At 59.3% G+C, this 18,890-nt stretch carries 19 protein-coding genes; 12 read left to right on the plus strand and 7 right to left on the minus strand.

The features are described 5' to 3' along the window. Positions 1 to 225: 225 nt before the first annotated feature. Positions 226 to 582, minus strand: a complete 357-nt coding sequence (locus NO934_RS18720) for an SPW repeat protein (RefSeq protein WP_309164219.1) — start codon at positions 580 to 582, stop codon at positions 226 to 228. Between the two features lie 800 nt (positions 583 to 1,382). Between NO934_RS18720 and NO934_RS18725 the strand changes: the two genes are divergently transcribed. The 3 genes from NO934_RS18725 (at position 1,383) to NO934_RS18735 (ending at position 2,603) form a co-directional block, all read left to right on the plus strand. After that, complete coding sequence (locus NO934_RS18725) at positions 1,383 to 1,532, plus strand: hypothetical protein (protein ID WP_309164220.1); 150 nt, start codon at positions 1,383 to 1,385, stop codon at positions 1,530 to 1,532. Positions 1,533 to 1,593: 61 nt separating this feature from the next. Continuing rightward, positions 1,594 to 1,773, plus strand: a complete 180-nt coding sequence (locus NO934_RS18730; protein WP_309164221.1) for a hypothetical protein — start codon at positions 1,594 to 1,596, stop codon at positions 1,771 to 1,773. Positions 1,774 to 2,141: 368 nt separating this feature from the next. Further along, positions 2,142 to 2,603 carry an SgcJ/EcaC family oxidoreductase gene (locus NO934_RS18735; protein ID WP_309164222.1) on the plus strand — a complete coding sequence of 154 codons (462 nt, stop codon included), beginning with the start codon at positions 2,142 to 2,144 and terminating at the stop codon, positions 2,601 to 2,603. Between the two features lie 204 nt (positions 2,604 to 2,807). On the opposite strand, the gene NO934_RS18740 is transcribed toward NO934_RS18735, so the two are convergent. Together NO934_RS18740 and NO934_RS18745 are read right to left on the minus strand one after the other, a co-directional pair. Continuing rightward, a complete protein-coding gene (locus NO934_RS18740; RefSeq protein WP_309164223.1) occupies positions 2,808 to 2,993 on the minus strand; it encodes a hypothetical protein in 186 nt (61 codons plus the stop codon). A gap of 766 nt (positions 2,994 to 3,759) precedes the next feature. Continuing rightward, the gene (locus NO934_RS18745) at positions 3,760 to 4,005 is read right to left on the minus strand and encodes a hypothetical protein (RefSeq protein WP_309164224.1); all 246 of its coding nucleotides are present in this window, start codon (positions 4,003 to 4,005) and stop codon (positions 3,760 to 3,762) included. A 334-nt stretch (positions 4,006 to 4,339) separates the two neighbouring features. Here NO934_RS18745 and NO934_RS18750 point away from each other — a divergent pair, with 334 nt between their 5' ends. Then, positions 4,340 to 5,494 carry a hypothetical protein gene (locus tag NO934_RS18750; RefSeq protein WP_309164225.1) on the plus strand — a complete coding sequence of 385 codons (1,155 nt, stop codon included), beginning with the start codon at positions 4,340 to 4,342 and terminating at the stop codon, positions 5,492 to 5,494. Positions 5,495 to 5,527: 33 nt separating this feature from the next. Here the strand turns inward: NO934_RS18750 and NO934_RS18755 are convergent, their stop codons facing one another. Both NO934_RS18755 and NO934_RS18760 read right to left on the minus strand, forming a co-directional pair. Further along, a complete protein-coding gene (locus NO934_RS18755) occupies positions 5,528 to 7,063 on the minus strand; it encodes a GMC oxidoreductase (protein WP_309164226.1) in 1,536 nt (511 codons plus the stop codon). 91 nt (positions 7,064 to 7,154) lie between these two features. Then, complete coding sequence (locus tag NO934_RS18760; RefSeq protein ID WP_309164227.1) at positions 7,155 to 7,904, minus strand: response regulator transcription factor; 750 nt, start codon at positions 7,902 to 7,904, stop codon at positions 7,155 to 7,157. 179 nt (positions 7,905 to 8,083) lie between these two features. Between NO934_RS18760 and NO934_RS18765 the strand changes: the two genes are divergently transcribed. Genes NO934_RS18765 through NO934_RS18775 form a run of 3 tightly spaced genes read left to right on the plus strand, consistent with a single transcriptional unit; the run spans position 8,084 to position 11,046 of the window. Then, on the plus strand, positions 8,084 to 9,175 hold the full coding sequence (locus NO934_RS18765; protein ID WP_309164229.1) for a WecB/TagA/CpsF family glycosyltransferase: 1,092 nt from the start codon (positions 8,084 to 8,086) through the stop codon (positions 9,173 to 9,175). Between the two features lie 6 nt (positions 9,176 to 9,181). After that, positions 9,182 to 10,126: a glycosyltransferase family 2 protein gene (locus NO934_RS18770; RefSeq protein ID WP_309164231.1), complete on the plus strand. Its 945-nt coding sequence runs from the start codon at positions 9,182 to 9,184 to the stop codon at positions 10,124 to 10,126. Next, positions 10,123 to 11,046, plus strand: a complete 924-nt coding sequence (locus NO934_RS18775) for a glycosyltransferase family 2 protein (protein ID WP_309164232.1) — start codon at positions 10,123 to 10,125, stop codon at positions 11,044 to 11,046. Before NO934_RS18770 ends, NO934_RS18775 begins: the two co-directional genes overlap by 4 nt. Here NO934_RS18775 and NO934_RS18780 read toward each other — a convergent pair. Further along, positions 10,955 to 12,226 carry a glycosyltransferase gene (locus tag NO934_RS18780; protein ID WP_309164388.1) on the minus strand — a complete coding sequence of 424 codons (1,272 nt, stop codon included), beginning with the start codon at positions 12,224 to 12,226 and terminating at the stop codon, positions 10,955 to 10,957. The two genes, NO934_RS18775 and NO934_RS18780, sit on opposite strands and share 92 nt — an antisense overlap. Positions 12,227 to 12,236: 10 nt before the next feature. Continuing rightward, the gene (locus tag NO934_RS18785; RefSeq protein ID WP_309164233.1) at positions 12,237 to 13,562 is read right to left on the minus strand and encodes a hypothetical protein; all 1,326 of its coding nucleotides are present in this window, start codon (positions 13,560 to 13,562) and stop codon (positions 12,237 to 12,239) included. A gap of 166 nt (positions 13,563 to 13,728) precedes the next feature. Here NO934_RS18785 and NO934_RS18790 point away from each other — a divergent pair, with 166 nt between their 5' ends. The 5 genes from NO934_RS18790 to NO934_RS18810 all read left to right on the plus strand — a co-directional run bounded on the left by NO934_RS18790 (position 13,729) and on the right by NO934_RS18810 (position 18,869). After that, positions 13,729 to 14,895 carry a glycosyltransferase gene (locus NO934_RS18790; protein WP_309164234.1) on the plus strand — a complete coding sequence of 389 codons (1,167 nt, stop codon included), beginning with the start codon at positions 13,729 to 13,731 and terminating at the stop codon, positions 14,893 to 14,895. Beyond that, entirely contained in the window at positions 14,858 to 16,096 is a 1,239-nt protein-coding gene (locus tag NO934_RS18795) for a glycosyltransferase family 4 protein (RefSeq protein WP_309164235.1), read from the plus strand. Before NO934_RS18790 ends, NO934_RS18795 begins: the two co-directional genes overlap by 38 nt. Continuing rightward, positions 16,093 to 17,259, plus strand: coding sequence for a glycosyltransferase family 4 protein (locus NO934_RS18800; protein ID WP_309164236.1), 1,167 nt, complete (start codon positions 16,093 to 16,095; stop codon positions 17,257 to 17,259). The genes NO934_RS18795 and NO934_RS18800 overlap by 4 nt, the downstream gene beginning before the upstream one ends. Positions 17,260 to 17,337: 78 nt before the next feature. After that, positions 17,338 to 17,841: an acyltransferase gene (locus NO934_RS18805; RefSeq protein WP_309164237.1), complete on the plus strand. Its 504-nt coding sequence runs from the start codon at positions 17,338 to 17,340 to the stop codon at positions 17,839 to 17,841. After that, on the plus strand, positions 17,835 to 18,869 hold the full coding sequence (locus tag NO934_RS18810) for a Gfo/Idh/MocA family oxidoreductase (RefSeq protein WP_309164238.1): 1,035 nt from the start codon (positions 17,835 to 17,837) through the stop codon (positions 18,867 to 18,869). Before NO934_RS18805 ends, NO934_RS18810 begins: the two co-directional genes overlap by 7 nt. Positions 18,870 to 18,890: the final 21 nt, after the last annotated feature.

An 18,890-nucleotide genomic window follows, 5' to 3' on the forward strand; every position in this document is an offset into this window, starting at 1 on the left:
GTCACGCTCACGATGATGCTGATGACGAACCCAAGTACAGCGCCAAGCATCAAGCTCTGCCACACCGTCGGTTCTCCATATTTGAATCGTCAGATGCCCTATGGCTTTCGCTATCAAGCATAACACGCCACCCGCTGCCTACATGAGCAATAGCAGGAGAAGGCTAGGCGTGGATGTAAAGATGTCGCCGCACCAACCGGTCAGGCGGTGCGGCGATTACGTGCCTCAGACGCTGGCCGTCCTGGATGCTGCGCCCCAGCTCATGGCAACAACGCCAAGCTCGGCTATGCCGACCACAACGTGGGGCCACCACACACTATCGGTGAACCCGAACAGCCACGGTGACGCCAGCAGCAGAAGCCCCGCAACAGCGTCGATTCCGAGGTGAGCCTTATAGGGGATGACCTTGGCGATCGAGAGCTCGTACCGGGTGATCAGGCTGTAGACGATCGTGCCTGCGCCGAGAATGACCGGCACCAGGTGCTCGGGGCCGCCATTGGCAAAGCCGAGAAGATACGGCGCTAGGATGAGCAGTATGCCGACGACGTAGTCGATGACGGCGTGAATTTTAGACGGGATCATTGGTTGCCCTCCTGTTGATCACTATGTAGGGCTCAAACGGCATTAGACGGCTGGCGTTCCCAACGGCGTAACCTGTGCATTCAGCAGGGGTCCCTGGTCGATGGGCCGGCGTGAAACAACAGGGCATCAGTTACTCGTCACCCGAAATCTTGGCCAAGCATACTTCCTGCAACCTGGGCACGCTGCTTAAGTTTAGCCGACCCCTCCGTCCTCACTGCAACCGAGTTCTGAGAGAGCGTAACCGGATACCCGTAGTGCGCTAGCCGGACGGTGATCTGTGACCCATCGTCGGACAGCCGGCTCACTGTTGCTTCTCCCGCCCCGCGGGCAAAGAAAGAGACCCGCTTGGTCTCGAGCCTCTTAGGATTGACTGCCATGGGTCTCAGGCACGGCCAGTGAGTGATTAGCGCATGAGGGCCGATGGTCAGCAATATGTCGATGGATTGAGACAGGTAGCCGCCCACCGGGAGAGGGTTTTGCGCCCAATGAGCGGCTCTGCAACCGTTGGAGACAGTTGCGGCTACATTGTGCCATGGGTTCGCGGGGAGGGCCATACACTCTTTGAGCGAGCCGCCCACCTGAGGCGGTGGCAAGGTGAGCGGCTCATAGGGGCGCAACGTTTACTGACATTGCTCGCCTAGAACGGCGCCGGTCGCTCGGCGGTTGCCCGGATCCACCTCTGACATCTCATGGGTAGAAAGGCCGGGCGCCCCCATCGCCCGACCCATGCCACGCTTAGCTACCACGCAATCGTGACCCGACCACGTTAGCACGAAATCCAACCTCGACAAGGAGGTCCCATGGCCTCACCCGTCCGCGCGGCGCTTGAGCTCGCCTCGCATGAAGCGCTCATGCCCCAAACCTACAAAGACAGTGTCGACGTGCTGACCTGGTGTGTCGGCATGACCAACGCCACCGGTCATCGGGTCGAGCGCCGCTCCAGCACATGAAGTGGCTCAATGGCTGACGATACGACACAGCGCAACATCGGTCGCATCGAAGGGCGTCTCGATGGGGTTGGACGGCAAGCTTGATTCCATCGAACGCCTACTCAAGGAACAGAACATCGCCTCAAGCCAGCGTCGAAAGGCCTTTGCGAGCGGGCAGGGGCCCATCGAGAGCGACATCAAGATCAGTGCCGGCATTGATGCCAAGGTTCGTGAGCGGCTCGACGTCTTTGAGCCAAGTTAGCCAACGAGGTGATGCCCACGATCGATGAGGTCAAGCGCTCGACGATTTCCGGCATGACGGTTTTGTCGATGGTGGGCATAGCCGGTGCGTCTTTGGGTTATCATGATGTGGGCCTGGGACGTGATCGTCAGCAAGTGAAACGGGGCGCGATGGGGTGGACGAGGCTTGGAACACGAACTGTGTGGAGGGAGGCCCCAAACCTCGTCGTAAGCGCCTGCCTAAGGGAAGCTCAGCGCTCGCCGGACCATTACCAACTTGGTGCCTTCTCTCACATGGGTCATTGGTCAGTGTGGAAGCACGCCGCAGGACGATGACAGCCTCGTTGTAGGTCCGTATGCTGACATCAGCGTTCTGGGAGGGGATCATCGATGTCGGATACAAATGAACTTCGCACGCTCTACCGGCAGCTTCTGCAAGCCTGGAATGACCGAAAGGCCAGCGCAATGGCAGAATGTTTCTCAAGCGACGGAGTCATGATCGGATTCGACGGCTCACTAGCCGAGGGTAATGCCGCGATCGGGGACCACCTCGCGCCCATCTTTGCAGATCATCCGACGGCCGCTTTCGTTGCAATCATTCGGTCGATGCGTCGGTTCGGGAGTGGCGGTATCTTGGTTGCCGATGTCGGCATGGTTCCTCCCGGCGACACGGAGATCAACCCGGCCGCTAACGCTCGTCAGACAATGGTAGCTGGGGAGAGAAGCGGGCGCTGGCAGGTGGAGCTTTTCCAGAATACGCCCGCAGCTTTGCATTGGGATGAGGAGGGTAGAAGGGCCTTGTCCGCAGAGCTGAATGCAGCGCTCGCCGAACGCGGGCCGCTTCCCGTGTGAGATGCAAACAGCCCGTTCGCTGCCGGCGCAGCCTTTCGATCTCAGCTGATCCATGGTGCGATCTTCTGGCCGCTTGTCGGTGGGCCAGCGGAGCAGCCGGGAGCCGTGCCGCATGTGGTCGCCGGTGATGTGATCGGCGCCCACCTTTGGTCGCCTGCATCAATGGGATCACGCTCGCGGCCGATAATTGGCGTTTCCTCGACATCAGCCATCGTCCTTCTCGTCAGAGGAGGCCCGGTTTTCCTTCTGTTGAGACGTCTTACTTTTGTCGTCGGGCTTCGCTGGGTTGGCCCCATTCGTGCCCGGCTCCTGGCCGAACTTGGTGCCGCCGAGATGGCCGCCGGTGTCGTTATGTTTCAGGCGCTGCCGATCGTCGTTGTCGTTGCTCATGTCGATCTCCTCGCGTTGGGGGAGATCAACGGAGTGTTTGGCTCGGCGTTCCGGCGGTTGCTTCGTATCACTCCCGGTCCGGCACCGGGCCAAAGGGTTCACACGTTCACAGCGTGGGCTGAGGAGAGGCGAAATTATGCGAGCCGACCCGACGTGCCGCGGAGGTCGAGACGACTGTCTGTGAGAACGCCTGCAGGTGCGCGCAGGCTGCTGAAAATGCCTAAGAAGGTCAATGGGCGGGTAAGAGGGGTGCGGGGCACCCTTGTCGTTAGAAACTTGCCAACTTTAGCCCACTGATGGAGACTCTCAATATATGCGAGGGCTTTGGTGATCCGTTCATTGCCAAACTCGGGTGAAGGGATAGCCATTGTCGGCTGCGCTCGCCATGCGTACCTGCCTCTGAGAGTTGCGGCAGTGGCTGGATGAGGCTCAGTTTGCGGGACTGAGCCTCAGGAAAGCCTGGCCATTGGCGCAGTTGTGGCCAGAGCCCCACATTGCGCAAAATGTCGGCTTGTCAGCAATATATGATTGGATTGAGGATGGCCGCTTAAGAAGTCACCGCGGATCTCCGTCCGGCTCTCATCGCGGCACGAGATCGAGGTGGCCTGAAGGAAACCAGGATCGCAAACAATAGCTTGGCTATTCAGCTGGCGTCCCTTGATGAGACGGCCGTTCTAGGTTGCGCGCCTCTTTACGGACCAGCCAAATCCCTGCGCCTGCGACGGCAAATGCGATGACGGGGACGAGAAACTCAAACAAGCTCATGTCAGTCTCCTTTCATCAGATAACGCAAAATATAGTGCGAAGATGCATGAATTGCCAGCCCGGCAATCCCCCACCAGGCCGACAGTACGGTCACGCTAATGGGATCTTCCGTCAAGGGCCGAAGAACCGCAAAGCCAATCAGGCCAATTGCGATGGCATTGAGAAACGATGCGAACAGTTTTGTTCGTTCGTTGTGGGTAGCAACAGGATCGCGCTGTTTCGGACGAGTTGGTTGCGGATTACTCATCTGCGCTGATTTCGAAAGACCCGTTTGTGCGCGAGCCAACCTTTTAAGGATTGATGCGCTCTGACGCAACCTGCCAACTGACCTTGGACCTGCATACCGCCCCATACACGGTCGTGGCTGCCGGAGGCGCAGCAGCCGCCTACGAGCACATCATCGGCGAAAGCTGGAAGCCCTGCGAACGCTAGGTCGAGAACGCCACCGCATCGACATACTCGCGGTATGAAGCCGCAGCTCAAGATCGTGCTGCCTGGGTTCGGGCTCTAACTCATTTGGGCTATGGACCAGCTCCCTTGACGCGCCCAGTATCGGCTGAACGTTAGCCGGAGGGCAAGGTATGCGTGGGGGTTTGAAGCTTAACCTGTTGGCCCTGTTCATCACCTTCATGGGTTTTCCCCCGGCGATCGGCGGGGAAATGCACTTCTTCGTCATCGGCGCTTTCGTTCAGCCAGTGCACATGATGGACCTTTGGAAAACAAGGGGCATCAACACATTAGTTGGCGTTCCCGAAGGGCACGATTCAGAACTTTGGTCAGCGGAGGCAGTGGCCCGCGACCTCTACATGATCCGCTCACCGGCACCCGATGCGGCTACAGACACCAAAGAGGATCATTTGCTCGCCTGGCTACACTTCGATGAGCCATCCAATGTGGCCGCCGATGCTCCGGGCGTTGATATTGAGCACGTCGCGGTGACGCCCGCCGAAATTGATGATGTTGCCCGAGCTTGGCGCTTGGCGGGGGGAGAGGGGAGAACGATCCCGCTATTTCTCAATTTGACCGGCGCGCATGTGAATGACGCATGGATCAATGCCCCTCTAATGGCAGATTATGTGGACGGGAACTCCACAGACATGGTCGCTCACGATTATTACACCATAAACATCGGCGCCCCGATGCTCTATGAGCTCGACGGGTACACCACCACCCGGCAGGGCCGTGCGATCGACAGGCTCTCTGAATGGTCAGGCGGCAAGCCGCAATTCGTTTTCATTGAATCGAGCGATTACGACCGAAACGGCAGTGTGCCCACAGCAGGTGAGATGCGGGCTCAGATTTGGAGTTCGATAATCCACGGAGCCGTGGGGATCATCTACTTTCCCGTCGCGTTCCAGCCATGGTCCTTCGATGAGACCCCCGATGAGTTGCTTACTGAAATGTCAACCACTCACGCGATGATCGACGAGTTGGAGGGCGTGATCCTCGACCCCGCCACCGGCCAACCGAATGGAACCTTGCACAGAATGGCACCCCAGGGCGTGGTGCCCGAACCAGGCATGATGCCGTATCCTTTCGAGGCGCGGAGCTATCAAACCCCGCACGGACAGTTCCAGATCATCCTCAACCTTTCTCCAGACGGCTTGGCTGTCCTCAAAGACCCTTCAGGCAGTGCGCCTGGGTTGGAATTTGGCCCCTACGAGATAAAGGTGGGCTATTGGGGGCCGAACGGTTTTCAGGAGAGCTTGGATCCGGCCCTGCCTCTGGCCGAGTAGCCTTGGACCGATGCACCAGCACAGGCTCATACCTCAGACGAGAAATCGCAACCCCAGGGTTGAAAGTTCTGCAATAAGGCGGTCGGCGAGACGCATGGCCAGCTCCATCAGGGTAAAGGTTGGATTGGCGCTACCTGCCGTGGGGAAAACCGAGGCACTCACCACGCTAAGGTTCGGAACGTTGTGACACGCAAGATCGACATTCACGACCGAGTTGCTTGGATCAAGCCCCATGCGTGTCGTTCCCGACGGGTGGGCGTAGTCCACCGCCCCATCGATAATTTGAAAGGAGGGGTTGAAAAATCCCGTCGTCCAGGAAAGCGGAGCGGCGCGATCGAGCCCGTTTCGATGCCAATACCGCTCGATGCGTGAAGCAAGGGATCGGAAGGTTCGCTCATCAGCATCGGTCGGATGCCAATTTAGCTTGATTTTTGGAACCCCAAGCCTGTCCCTGTTGAACGAGAGCTTCACTTGGTTCTCTGCTACTGGCATCTGCTCGCATACAGCCTCGATATGAAACGACACCTCCTTGGGCATGAACAACTGGTGCCGGACATAGCGCCAATAGGCTGCCCGCCCCAGAAACCCTGCCTTGGGGGCCAGCCCGAGTATTTTGAGGACTTCTGGACGACCGGCTTGAATTCCCCTTGCCACGTCCTTGAGGGCTGCCATGGGGCTGAGTTCATAATCCATTGCCACATAAGCAAAGCCTGCTGAGACGCAGTCTTCCCGCTGCGCTTGTGGCGAGAGTTCCAGGTGTACGCTGCGCCGTGTCCCCTTTACGAAATGCTGGCTGAAGAGGCGATTGGTTGAGGCGGTTTCGCGGCGGCAAACCGATGCGATCCGCGCCATGATATGATCTTGGAAATTGCGTCCCAGGCAGTCGGTCCGTTGAAAAGGGCGATCGTCAGTCTCTGCGTTCATCCACAAGAGCAGTCGCGTGCTCTCCAATGTTCCTGCCGCGATAACGAAATGGGACGCCGACACGGTCATGGGTCGACCATCTGGTCCTCGTGCCGTGACCGAGGCGAGGCGTCCGCACTCGCGATTCATGGTGAAGCTCGTAACCGTCGCGTTGATCCACACGTCCCAGTTGTGTCGCGCTTCGATTTCCTTGCGCATGAGCGCGCCGAGATTGCAGTGAATGAACTTTGGCCATTTCGCCCATCTGCAAACGAAATCGGGATCATTGCGCGGAAAGGCAGCAGCGGGATCTACGGTTTCGAGAACGTCCTCCTCAAAAGAGCCGGGAGCTAACCGGAACAACTTGTCGATATCGGCTTCATAGCGGTCGGTTTCCTCGGGAAGAATCGGCCAGGGCGGCTGACCCAGGTAGTCGCGATTACCCTTTTCATGCCGGCTGATGGGCAGCATGCGCCCTCCCCAGTGGCTGGACGACCCGCCTAGCCCCCGGTAGCGACCGGTCATGATGCGGGTATATCGACCGCTGATATCCTCGATTTGGTTCAGCTGATGAACATGGTCATCGAAAGCCAGCCCGCCGCTCTCGAGCGTGATGACGTGGATCCCCGCACGAGCCATACGTTGTCCTACAACGAGTCCGGCCATGCCGCCGCCAATGATACATACGGCTGCCTGGGATACGGTGTGTGATGCATGCGAGGCGAGATCGCATATGGGCACCCAAGTCTCCCCTGGGTCAATGGCGCGCTGGCGAAACCATGAGGTCGGCTCGGAACATGTCCGCCGCTTGAGTGCGATTGTTCGCCCCGAGCTTGCTTATAATGTTGTGGATGTGGATCTTGACCGTATGCTCGGAAATTTGGAGCACCTCGGCGATTTCCTTGTTCTGTAGCCCCTTGGCAACGATGTGCATGATCTCGTGCTCGCGTCGGGTCAACGTCGATATTGCGCTCGAACGTGAGCTATGCTGGCGCTCGGTCAGCACGGTAGAATTTGCTGCCGATTGTGCTTCTAGCGTGGGTGCAGCCTTCATGCGCTTTCGGGGGAAATATTCTCCTCCCAACAGCATAACGGTCATCACCGAGATCATGAGATCGGTGGGCATGTTCAGCGAAATGATGCCCTTTGCGATCGTCGAGTTCAGCAGCTCGGGCGGCAAGGCGGGCGGCGCCTGCCCTGTTCGGTCCAAAAGCAGGATCGGCGCCAGCGGGTGATACCGACGCAGATCTGAGGCGCAGTGTTCGACATCTTCGACCAGCAGCGTATCCACGAGCATGATCGCCACGGCATCGCGAAAAGAGGCGCAGGCACTCCTGACATTTGGAACTTCGACGATCACCGCCCACTCATATTCGCGCTCTATCGCAAGTCTCAGTCGCGACGGGAGCTCCCCTTCGCGGCTGGCGAAGAGAACGGTCTTCTGAAGAGGGTAGTTTCCCTTCCAGGGAGCGAACTTTCTCGCTGATTGAACAGGCAAAAACGTCATGGTCGCTCCGCAAGTCAATTGGAGAGTAGTACAGGTTTTTGAAGCTAGAAGATTGTCTGCGAAAATTTAACCTCATATTCTGGTCTAAATCACAATTACATCTTTCGGTGTATGGAGCAGTTCGACGCGTGCGCTTTACTTTGTCGCAGTCGCATTTCGCGCAGGAGCGCCGTACTTGCATGCTGCAGAAAACATTTGCGCGGTTTGGCGTCTTGGGTCTGCCAATCGATGATCTAGAACTTTCGGACGTCATCGACGAAATCGATTTCGCCGTGCGAGACCGGCGCCGCCTGATGATCGCTACGGTGAACACCAACTTCCTTATTTGCAGCCAGACTAATCCGGCCTTCCGCAGGTCTATCCTCGATGCCGATCTTTGCACCGTTGACGGCACTGGGGTGCTCTTGGTCTGCCGTCTCTTGTCGGCACCGGTCAAGGCGCGGGTTTCGGGAGCCGATATTTTGGAGCGATTGTTCCGGCGCAGCCGAACAGCCATCGGCAGACCATTGCGCGTCTTCTTTTTTGGTGGCGCTCCGGGCATGGCGGTTGCGGCCAAGCGCCGCCTTGAGGACGTAGATACCGATGCCTTGGTTTGCGTTGGTGCCCTTGATCCAGGTTTCGGCACCGTCGAAGAGCTGAGCCGCCCTGATTTCATCAGCGCGATCAATGACACATCACCTGATCTCCTGCTTGTCGCATTGGGCGCAGAGAAAGGGCAAGCATGGCTTGTGCGAAACGGCCCGTTGATCAATGCGCCTGTGCGCAGCCATTTCGGTGCTGCTATCGGATTTCTTGGCGGCACGGTGCGCCGGGCGCCGGGCTCGTGGCAGAAGCTGGGATTGGAATGGCTCTGGCGCATCAAAGAAGAGCCAAAGCTCGCCTCCCGCTATTGGAACGATGGCTTGGCGCTGCTTAGGCTCGTTGCACTGCGCATTGTTCCGCAGGCGATTGCTGCCAGGCATCGCCGCCACTTTTGCCAGCCGCGACCATTCTTGGCTCTGGCGAAGGCCGATGACAAAGCCATCACGCTGAAACTGGTTGGAACGGCTATCGAATCTTCGACCCTTATGGTGCGGGAGTATTTCGAAGCCGTGCGGGCCTCCCCAATATCAGTCCGTCTAGATATCGCAGATCTTGATAGTCCCGACGTTTCGCTCATCGGCGACATCATGCGGCTTCGGCACGATCTCACCAGCGTTGGCGGCAAGTTGACAGTTTTGGGCGCTTCCCCACACGTTAGCCGGCAGCTCGGATTTGTGGCAACGGAGTAGCGTGCCATGGCAGCCTCGGTGCGCGTCAGCGTGATCATTCCTCACCTCAATGAGCCCGACGATCTCCGCCGCTGCCTAAACGCGCTTGAGGCGCAGCGCGAATGTGCTCCTCCCTTTGAAGTCATCGTGGTCGACAATGGCTCAGATACGCCCCCTGATGATGTTGTCGTTGATTTCCCGGGCACCCGTCTGTTGGTCCAGCCGGTGCCCGGACCTGGGCCAGCGCGGAATTTGGGCGTAGAGGCCTCGAGCGGCGACATTATAGCTTTTCTCGATGCCGATTGCTTGCCGCAATCGAAATGGCTCAAACGGATCGTCGATTTTTTCGATCGCAATCGGCAAGTTTCGGGCCTGGGCGGGAGCATTGGCATAGAACCGGCTGTGCCGGACAGAATGACCGCTGTTGAAGCGTATGAAGCCATCTTCAGTTACCGCACCAAGCAGTTCGTTGAGCGCGATCATTTCGCGGCCACGGGCAACATGGCAGTGCGCCGTTCGGTGTTTATAAAGGTAGGCCCCTTCGATGGCATCGGAACCCACGAGGATAAACTCTGGGGTCAGCGTGCCCGCGCGTTGGGTTACATAATAGCCTATCTTCCCCAAGCGCGAGTCCTGACGCCAGCCTGTAGCGACTTTGATAGTCTCAAAAAGCGCATTGACCGCCACGTGGCTCACTGCGCCGGTGAGGTTGCTCCCCGGTTGTGGCCTCGGATCAAATGGGTTGGGCTCGCTGGCGCCATGGTGATGTCGCCGCTTGCCGCAATTCCCGAGATCGCCCGTTCCCAGGAGGTGCCGGTTCTTTCCAACAAGTTTCAGGCCTTTGGCTGCCTCATTGTGGTCAGGGCCTACAGAGGATGGAGAATGCTTCGGGCTTTACGCGCCGAAGTCATCGCCCAAACCATTGGCTCGTGGAACAGAACTCTGGCATCTGGAAAGAAGGAGGAAGGATGAAACCCGCCCCCCTTTTAGATAGAGTCACAGTAGTCACTGTCTCCTACAACAGTTCCGAGGTTCTTGCAGGCTTGCTGGATTCACTGGAGCCCGCGCTTTCGCAAGTCGGACACTACCAGGTACTGGTGGTAGACAACATGTCCAGCGACAGCTCTGTTGCCATCGCGCAAGGCCATAACATAACCGATAGGGTGATTGAGACCGGGCGCAATGCCGGCTATGCAGCAGCGATCAACGCAGCTGACGCATATGTCGGTGACAGCGAAGCGCTTTTAGTCCTCAATCCCGACATTCGGCTGTCTCCAGGATCTGTTCGCTTGATGCTGGACAGGATGGCCTCGGACGGCACCGTCGGCATTGTTGCGCCGCAACTATTTAATGAAGACGGCATTCTGTCGCTCTCCCTGCGCAAAGAGCCCTCAATTCTAACGGCGTGGAGCGAAGCGCTTGTGGGCGGGACAATTGCGTGCCGGATGGGGTTGGGCGAGGTCATCGGCGATCCTCGTTGCTATGCCGACGCAAAGGAGGTGGATTGGGCTACAGGAGCGGCGCTTCTAATCGCGCCTTGGGCTCGCCAAGCGGTGGGGCAGTGGGACGAAAGCTACTTTCTCTATAGCGAGGAGGTCGACTACATGCGCCGTGTGCGGTTAGCTGGATACAATATCGTCTATGCACCCGCTGCCATGGCGGTTCACGTCGGCGGTCAATCCAATGAAAGGCCTGACCTTTATGCCCTGCTGACCGCAAACCGCATCCGCTATTACGCCCGCCACCACCGCCCTCTGGCGACCGCGATGTTCTGGGCTGGGGTGGTCACCGGCGAGGCGATTAGAGCAGCTCTGGGAGGCCGTACCCATCAGGCCGCCCTGCGCGCCGCTCTGGCACTGCCAGAGGCTGCGAAAATGGTTCATTCAGGTTAGGTGCCTTGCGATGGCGCAGAGCCAGAAGCTTTTTGAAGATGCGCGCCCGATCCTGCCCGATCCGCTGGTAAGTGAAAGCTTGAGCGTCAGAGTGCATGCGAAATGCCAAATTGTGACGCAATCGAGGGTCATGGGCGAGTTTGCGAATAGCGGCTGCAAGCTCTGCCACACTGCCAGACGACACCCATAGACCATTGACTCCGTGCTCGACCAATCTACCGGCCCCCATGGGGGTGGTGATCACCGGCAGACCGCATCCTGCAGCCTCCATCACGACTTGGGGACAGCCCTCCTCATGGGTGGGAAACACGAAAACATCGCTGCTGCCATAGTAAGCCGCCAATTGGGTGGTGAAGGGAATGTGCTGGACACCTCCTGCTTCAACTGCAGCCAAGACATCTCTTTCCAGCCCCGGTTCGATCTCTCCGACCAAGACCAGTTTGCCCTTGACCCGGCTCCGCCGCCAGGCCTCCAAAAGCTCCGGGATGCCCTTGCGAACGCCGACGATGCCCACGAACAGGAGCCTCACACCTATCGGGTCGGGTGAACGGATCGGCGTTGTCGGGCCGAACCGTTCCGGAGTCCAGCCATAGCTCCCGGCGAGCACCCGCTCGCGCGGTATTCCGGCCTCGGCCAGCGATACTTCCACCCCGGGCGCAGGTGCGAAGATGTAGTCGTAAAGCCACAATTCTTCTGCTTCTTGGCTGACGTCCCGGGCACTAATCCCATGGGCGGGAACAACGCCCGCGCGTTCGTAGGCTTGGTCGAGGATGCGCTTGGCAGTTCCCTGGTAGGTGTTAATCATCTCGCGAACAGTGATAATCCCGAGCCGGCGGGCATGCTCGACCAGGTCCTTAGGGACACCGGGCCAGAGGTAAGCGATTGTGGTGGCAGGATCGGCTCGGTCCAAAAGCTCGCGAAATCGGGCACTCGTCCGGGCTGCCGCCAATTTGGACACCCAGCGCCACGGCATCTTGTTCAGGGGATATTTGAGGCCGCAGGGTGCGGTGATTGACGCTGGCAGGCGGCGGCGCAGTCGCGGCAGCACGAAAATTGGCGCCAGCCCTTCATTGTCAAATTCTGCCAGGATGCTGGCGCAGGTCTGCGGCCATCCTCGCCCGCGATAGGGGAGAGAGCAATATGTCAGGCAAATGGGCGCCCTAGCTTGAACCTGTTCCACCAATTTGACCTCACATCGCCAGCGGCCGGAGACCGGATACCCCGATGCCGCCGCGGAGCGCACGAGGCGGACGATCCATTTCTGTTGCTGAAGACTGCTCGGCCTCGGAAATCCACAATCCGCTGCCAAGCATGAACATAAATAGCACGTGCGATGAATTCCAGAAATGTACGGTGCAGCCGACCATGAACAGCCCTCCCAGCACGGCAAGGTAGGCCAGGCGGTACCGATATATCACGGCGTCGGCTCGCCTCCGCAGAACCGCGATCGTCGCTGCCAATAGCGCTGCCAAAAGAAACAGGACCGCAGGCAGGCCATGGCGCATCGCCATTGCCAGCCAGAAATTATCAACGCTGGGCGTCATCCAGTCTGGTCTCGGCCAGTCGGCGAAACCGATGCCGAACCAGGGAGCACTCATTACCGCTGCTGTTCCGTACTGCCAGATCAACATCCGATACCAGCCATTGTAGGGATTGAACGAAAGATAGGAGATATAAAGCTCGATCGCAGAGCGATTGGAAAAACCTTCGATCAACAGGAACAACACCAAAGCGGTCGACCACAGGACGAGCCACCTTTGGGGCACCGCCCGCATCGTTCCGTTCCAGGCGATCAGGGCAAACTGAAGTGCGATAACACCGAGCGGCGCCGATGAAAGGGAAAACGCCGCGGTGAGGGCGACTGCTCCAGCAAGAAATGTTCGGCGCCAGAACGGGCTGCCATTCCCCGCCACCAGGTACGCTAATGCGAAGGCGCAAGCAGCGTTGACGCCCAACAAGATCGGATGCTCGTAAACGCCCTGCGCGCGTCGCAGTCCCATACGCATACCCTCGAAGGCCTCGGGTATCGTGGGCAGCACTATTCCGTAGATATCAAGCGCCACGCTCTGACCACTTATCGACTCGATCGCCGCCAGCGGGAGAATGGACAGGGTTACGCCAACGAAAAGGATTGCCATGGAGCGGTAGTCTGCCGCCGAGCGGATGTAGCAACGGGCCAGCAGATACGCTCCCGCCGTTTCGATCACCAAAATGCCCGCTGGCTCGACCGCAGCGCCTGCACCTCTGGTGACGATGGTGCTAAGAGAGCCCCATAGGCAAAACATGAAAACTGCGGCGTCGCTTAGTCGAATGCGCCCACACTTGCCGCTCAGCCAGTTGTAGAGGCAGGGCAGCAGCGCTCCAAGCAGGACGATCCTGTACAGCGACAGCGTGACGGGACCAATGTTGACGAGCCATGGGATGACGAGCGAAACGAGAAATATGCGGATCGGCCAGAGGTGACTCCGTTCCACTACGAAAAGGGTCTGCCGCGGCGAATTGATCCGGCTGTGCATGGCGGTCCGTAATCCGGAAAGGTTGGGCCCCGCTCTACGGGTCGCCGTTCTACTATCGAGAGCGATTTGAAGGGTGTCCATAGCTCTAATCTACTACTTCTGAGCGTCCTTCCCCTCGGTTACAAATAATGGCCGCACTTGCCGTCTCATATGGTGGATGTGAAAGATGTACCGTGCTTCCGGCAATCCCACGCCCGCCATCGGATCGCTGAAAACGGCGGTTAAAAACGTCGCCCGCTCCATCCGTGAGGAAACCGGAGCAAAGATTGACGGCTTTAGGCGGCGGCGGCTTACGGTCCCTGTTTCTTCGGTTCCTCCTTTGACGGGCACAGTCTATTTTCTGGTCGGCGACCACGACCTGCCGGCGGGCGGCATTCGGGTGATCTACCGTCACGTCGATATCCTCAATGCCGCCGGCATCCCCGCGGCGGTTCTTCACCGTCGCCGCGGTTTCCGCTGCACCTGGTTCGAACACGAGACGCAGGTGACCGATACCACTTCAGTCTCAGTTACCCCGTCTGATCTGCTTGTCGTTTCCGAACTCGATGTGGATCTCCTACGTGGACTGCCGCGGGGCTTTCCCCATGTGGTGTTCAACCAGAACGTGCACCTTACCTGGCGCCGGGACGCCGAATGGGCGATCCAGCACTACAGTCGCGGCACCGATTTGCGTGCGGTTGTCACGGTTTCACGGCACAGCGCCGAGCTGATTGCGCACGCCTTTGTCGATACGCCGGTTACCGTCGTGCATCCCAGTCTGGATAGGGATCTGTTTCGGTTGGGAAACGCGGAGCGACCGCGGCGGATCGGGTATATGCCTCGGCGCGGCAAGGAGGATGCCGCCCTGGTGCTGGCGATCTTGCGGGCGCGAGGCGTTCTCGATCAATGGGAAGTGGTTCCGCTTCAAAATCTGAGATCCGAGAAGGTGGGCGACGCCTTGCGAACGTGCAGAATTTATATGACGTTCGCGCACCAGGAGGGGTTCGGCCTTCCTGCCGTCGAGGCCATGGGGTGCGGGGCCTACGTCATCGGATATCACGGGTTTGGCGGTCTTGAACATTTCCGCCCCGACTTTAGCCGACCTGTTGAAACCGGCGACGCGCTTGGCGTGGCACGTGCCATCGAGGCAACGCTCGAGATCGAAGCCGTGGATCCGCAATGGTGCCAACGCCAAGGCCGGGCAGCATCACAATTCGTGCATAAGGCCTATTCTCCGCAACGGGAGGCGGCTGAAGTCGTCGCCTTCTATTCCTCACTATTACCAACCCAGAGATCGATCACATCGGGGTCCAGTTATGAGCGAGCGAAAGAAGGTCCTCGTCCAAATCAATAGTCTCGGATTGGGCGGGACTGAGATCAATGCGGCCGATCTCGCCGCTGCGGTCTCCGCGCACGGCTATGAGTCAATCATAATCGCTCCGCGAGATACGAGGCGGCCCGGCCCCTCTTTGCTGGACATAGCTCAGGCACGCGGAGTCGAGATCGAGCTGTACGATCGCCCGCAAAGCACCTTGGCAGGGGCCTGGGACCTGCGGTCAATCGCCAATCGTCACTGCGCCGATCTCGTGCATGTCTATGGCTCCTGGAGTTCGCGTCCAGCTTTTTGGGGTCCTTGCCTTTTGGGTCGAAGGCCGCTGGTGAAAACGGTCTACGAGATGAAGGTCAACGCCGACACCGTGGCCAGCGGACCCGAGCTAATCATCGGCACCGGCTATCATCTTGCCAATATCAAGGGGCGCCGAGGCGGCGTTCATTTTCTCGCGCCGCCGGTTGATCTGACTCAGGATGATTCCGGGGCGGTCGACCCAGCGGCTTTCATGTCCCATTGGGGAATAGATGCGGATCAGCACCGCATCGTCATAGTCAGCCGTCTGGAAAAGGAGCTCAAGGCAACCAGCATCAACTATGCAATTCTGGCAGCCGACATCCTCGCGCCGACGGGGGTACAACTAATCATCGTCGGGGGCGGCGAGTGTGAAGCGGTGTTCCGCCAGGCGGCTGCCGAAGTCAATGCCCGGCATGGCCGGAGCGTCGTTCACATGACCGGTCCGCTTTCCGATCCGCGCGCCGCCTATGCCTGCGCCAGCATTGTCATCGGTATGGGCGGGTCGGCAGCCAGGGGGCTCGCCTTCGGAAAGCCGCTTGTGGTTTCAGGAGAATTTGGCTGGTTCCGCATCTTCGACAGGGACAATGGGCCTGGCCTCTTTAGCAACGGCTTCTGGCATCCGACCGCCAGTGCGGATCCCCTTAATGAGCTGACCGAGGCGCTCCGCTCCCTGCTTGCGTCCCAATCCTTGCGCGACGAACTGGGTGCTTTTGGGCGGGATTTCGCCCGGCAAAACTTCGGACTGGAGGAAATCGCTCTCAAGCTCGCCAACGTTTATAGTACTGCTCTCGAAAGCTACGGCGCGCGGCGCTGGTGGGCCGATATTTCGCTGGAAACGGGCTTTCTCTGGCGCCGCATTACGGGGCGTCGAGGCTACCGGCCGCTCTTTCTCCACGAGCAGAGCAGTGGGGCAGGGACGCAGACATGAGGATTGGACTTCTCTATCCGGCCGAGCACCCTACCTCTGCCGCCAACTGGTCCGGTTTGCCGAAGGGCGTGGCCGATGGTTTTGAGCTGCTGGGCCTAGAAGTCGTTCCTGTTCCCTGCCGCATTCCCGATTGGATCAGGATCCCCGTAGGCCTTCTGGCGCGCACCCGCGGCGGCAGGGGAACGGTGGCTCATCATGACCCCGTATATGCAGCTGCCCGCTCGATCGCCATGGCATCTGCCCTTCGGCGCGTGGGGCGGCTCGATGGCCTCATTGCCATGGGCACGGACCTCTTCGATCTCCCAAGGGTCATGCAGGACATCCGCATCCCGGTGGTGACCTATGATGACGGCACATTTCCGCTGTTCATGCGCTATCCCGATTCCGAACTGGCGCGCGCAAGGTTCCCTCGTGCTGCTGTCGATCTGTGGTCTAAGCGCCAAGGCAATGCCTGCCGATACGCAACAGCCGCCTGCGTGAGCACATCATGGGCGAAGGCTAGCGTGGTGGCAGATTACGGCGTGCCGGAGGATAGGGTGCACGCCGTTGGAATGGGGCACCGGTTACGGAACGTACCCGAGAGAAGAGACTTTTCTGCGCCACGATACTTGTTTGTCGGCGTCGACTGGACGCGCAAGAATGGCCAGGCGGTGCTCGAAGCCTTCGCTCGTGTACGCACCCTCCATCCTTCGGCGACGCTCGATATCGCCGGCTCTCATCCCGACATTCGTCAGGAGGGGGTGACCGGTCACGGCTATCTTCCCCGGGAGGACGCGGACGCCCAGAAGCGGTTGGATCACCTGTTCGCGCGAGCCACCGCCTTCGTGCTGCCCAGCCTTTTCGACCCCTCTCCGATCGCCTATCTCGAGGCCGCGTCCGCGGGCCTGCCGGTCATCGCAACGACCTGTGGAGGGGCCGGCGAACTGCTGGGCGATGCGGCCATTTCCGTGGACCCCCGAAATCAAGACGCACTGGTCCGCGCCATGCTGGCCCTGACCGACGCGGTCCGAGCGCGAGCGATGGGCGCGGCCGCCCGCCGGATCGCTGAAGAATCGAGTTGGGAAGCGGTGGCGCGCAGGATTGCCTCCATTCTCCGGGGCAGCCCAACGACGGCCCATCACTTGGTCAAGCCGGCCGACCGAAGCGGCACCATTTACGGATAGCCCGTTCGGTATATTTCAGTCTCGTCCCAACCTGTTAGCCTGCTCCCCTGCTTTTTGCTTTTCATCCCGGGGGCAGAATTGATCGACAATTGCGAACTGGCACCTGACGTGCTGGTGCATCATCCCGACCTTGTCAATCTTTATGGCTGCTCGGTGGGGGAAGGATCGCGCATCGGCGCTTTCGTCGAGATTCAAAGGGGCGCTTCGGTCGGAGCACGCTGCAAAATCTCCAGCCATAGCTTTATCTGCGAGGGCGTCACGATTGAGGACGAAGTCTTCATCGGACACGGCGTCATGTTTACCAACGACATCTATCCACGGGCCACCAACCAGGACGGTACGGTGCAGACGGCCGCCGACTGGTCGACGATCAATACATTGGTGAGGCGGGGAGCGTCGATCGGCAGCAATGCCACAATTCTTGCCGGGGTGACGGTAGGGGAAGGCGCCATGGTCGGCGCTGGCACAGTCGTGACTAAAGATGTGCCCCCATTTGCCACTGTCGCCGGCGTACCGGCGCGACCTATCAACCGCATCCCGGCCGCACCCGCCGAAATCAAGAAGGGATTAGCGCCATGCTAGGTTTCGCCGTGGTAGGATATGGCTATTGGGGGCCCAATATCGTTCGCAATCTCTGGGAAACCCCGCGAGCCAGCGTCCGGTGGGTGTGTGACCTTCAGACGGAACGGTTGGCCGGGGTGCGCTCGCGTTACCCAGCTGTCCAGATTACGGAAGATTTTGACCTTGTACTGGCTGATCCCGGAGTGGATGCGGTGGTCATTGCCACGCCGGTCTCGACCCACTTCCCGCTTGCGATGAGAGCCCTGCAGGCCGGTAAGCACGTGTTGGTGGAAAAGCCCATCGCCTGCCGCGCAGCGGACGCTGAACGCCTCGTCCATGAGGCCGAGCGCAGAGGCCTCGTTCTGGCCGTGGACCATACGTTCCTTCATACCGGAGCCGTGCGGAAAATGCGCGAACTTGTCCGGGGCATGGGCGAGATCTACTACTACGACTCCGTGCGGGTAAATCTAGGCTTGTTCCAGCATGACGTGAGCGTCGTTTGGGACCTCGCCGTGCATGACCTGTCCATTCTCGACTATGTCATCCCCGTTCGCCCCACGGCGGTATCGGCCACCGGCGTAAGCCATGTGGCCGGTGAGCCCGAGAATATCGCCTATTTAACCCTTCACTTTCCAGGCAATTTCATCGCCCACATTCATGTGAATTGGCTAGCTCCGGTCAAGGTCAGGCAAACGCTGATCGGGGGCAGCAACAAGATGGTTATCTACGACGATCTCGAACCCAGCGAGAAGATCAAGGTTTACGACCGCGGCATAACGGTGTCGGGCAGCCCGGCCAGGGTAGGCGAGGCCATCCATCAAATGCGCGTTGGCTACCGCACGGGAGATATGACGGCACCCAAGCTGGACACTACGGAGGCGCTGGCCACCGAGTTGAGAGACTTCGTGACCTGCGTTGAGCGCCGCGAAACTCCTGTCGCGGACGGACGCTCTGGGCTGCGGGTCGTACGGATTCTGGAGGCCGCCACCCGTTCTCTCGCCCTTCGCGGCGAGACCGTCCAGCTCGAGAATGAACGAGCCTTCGCTTAAAGCCACCTCGAACTCATTTCG

This window comes from Pelagibacterium sp. H642, assembly GCF_031202855.1.
GTDB lineage: Bacteria > Pseudomonadota > Alphaproteobacteria > Rhizobiales > Devosiaceae > Pelagibacterium.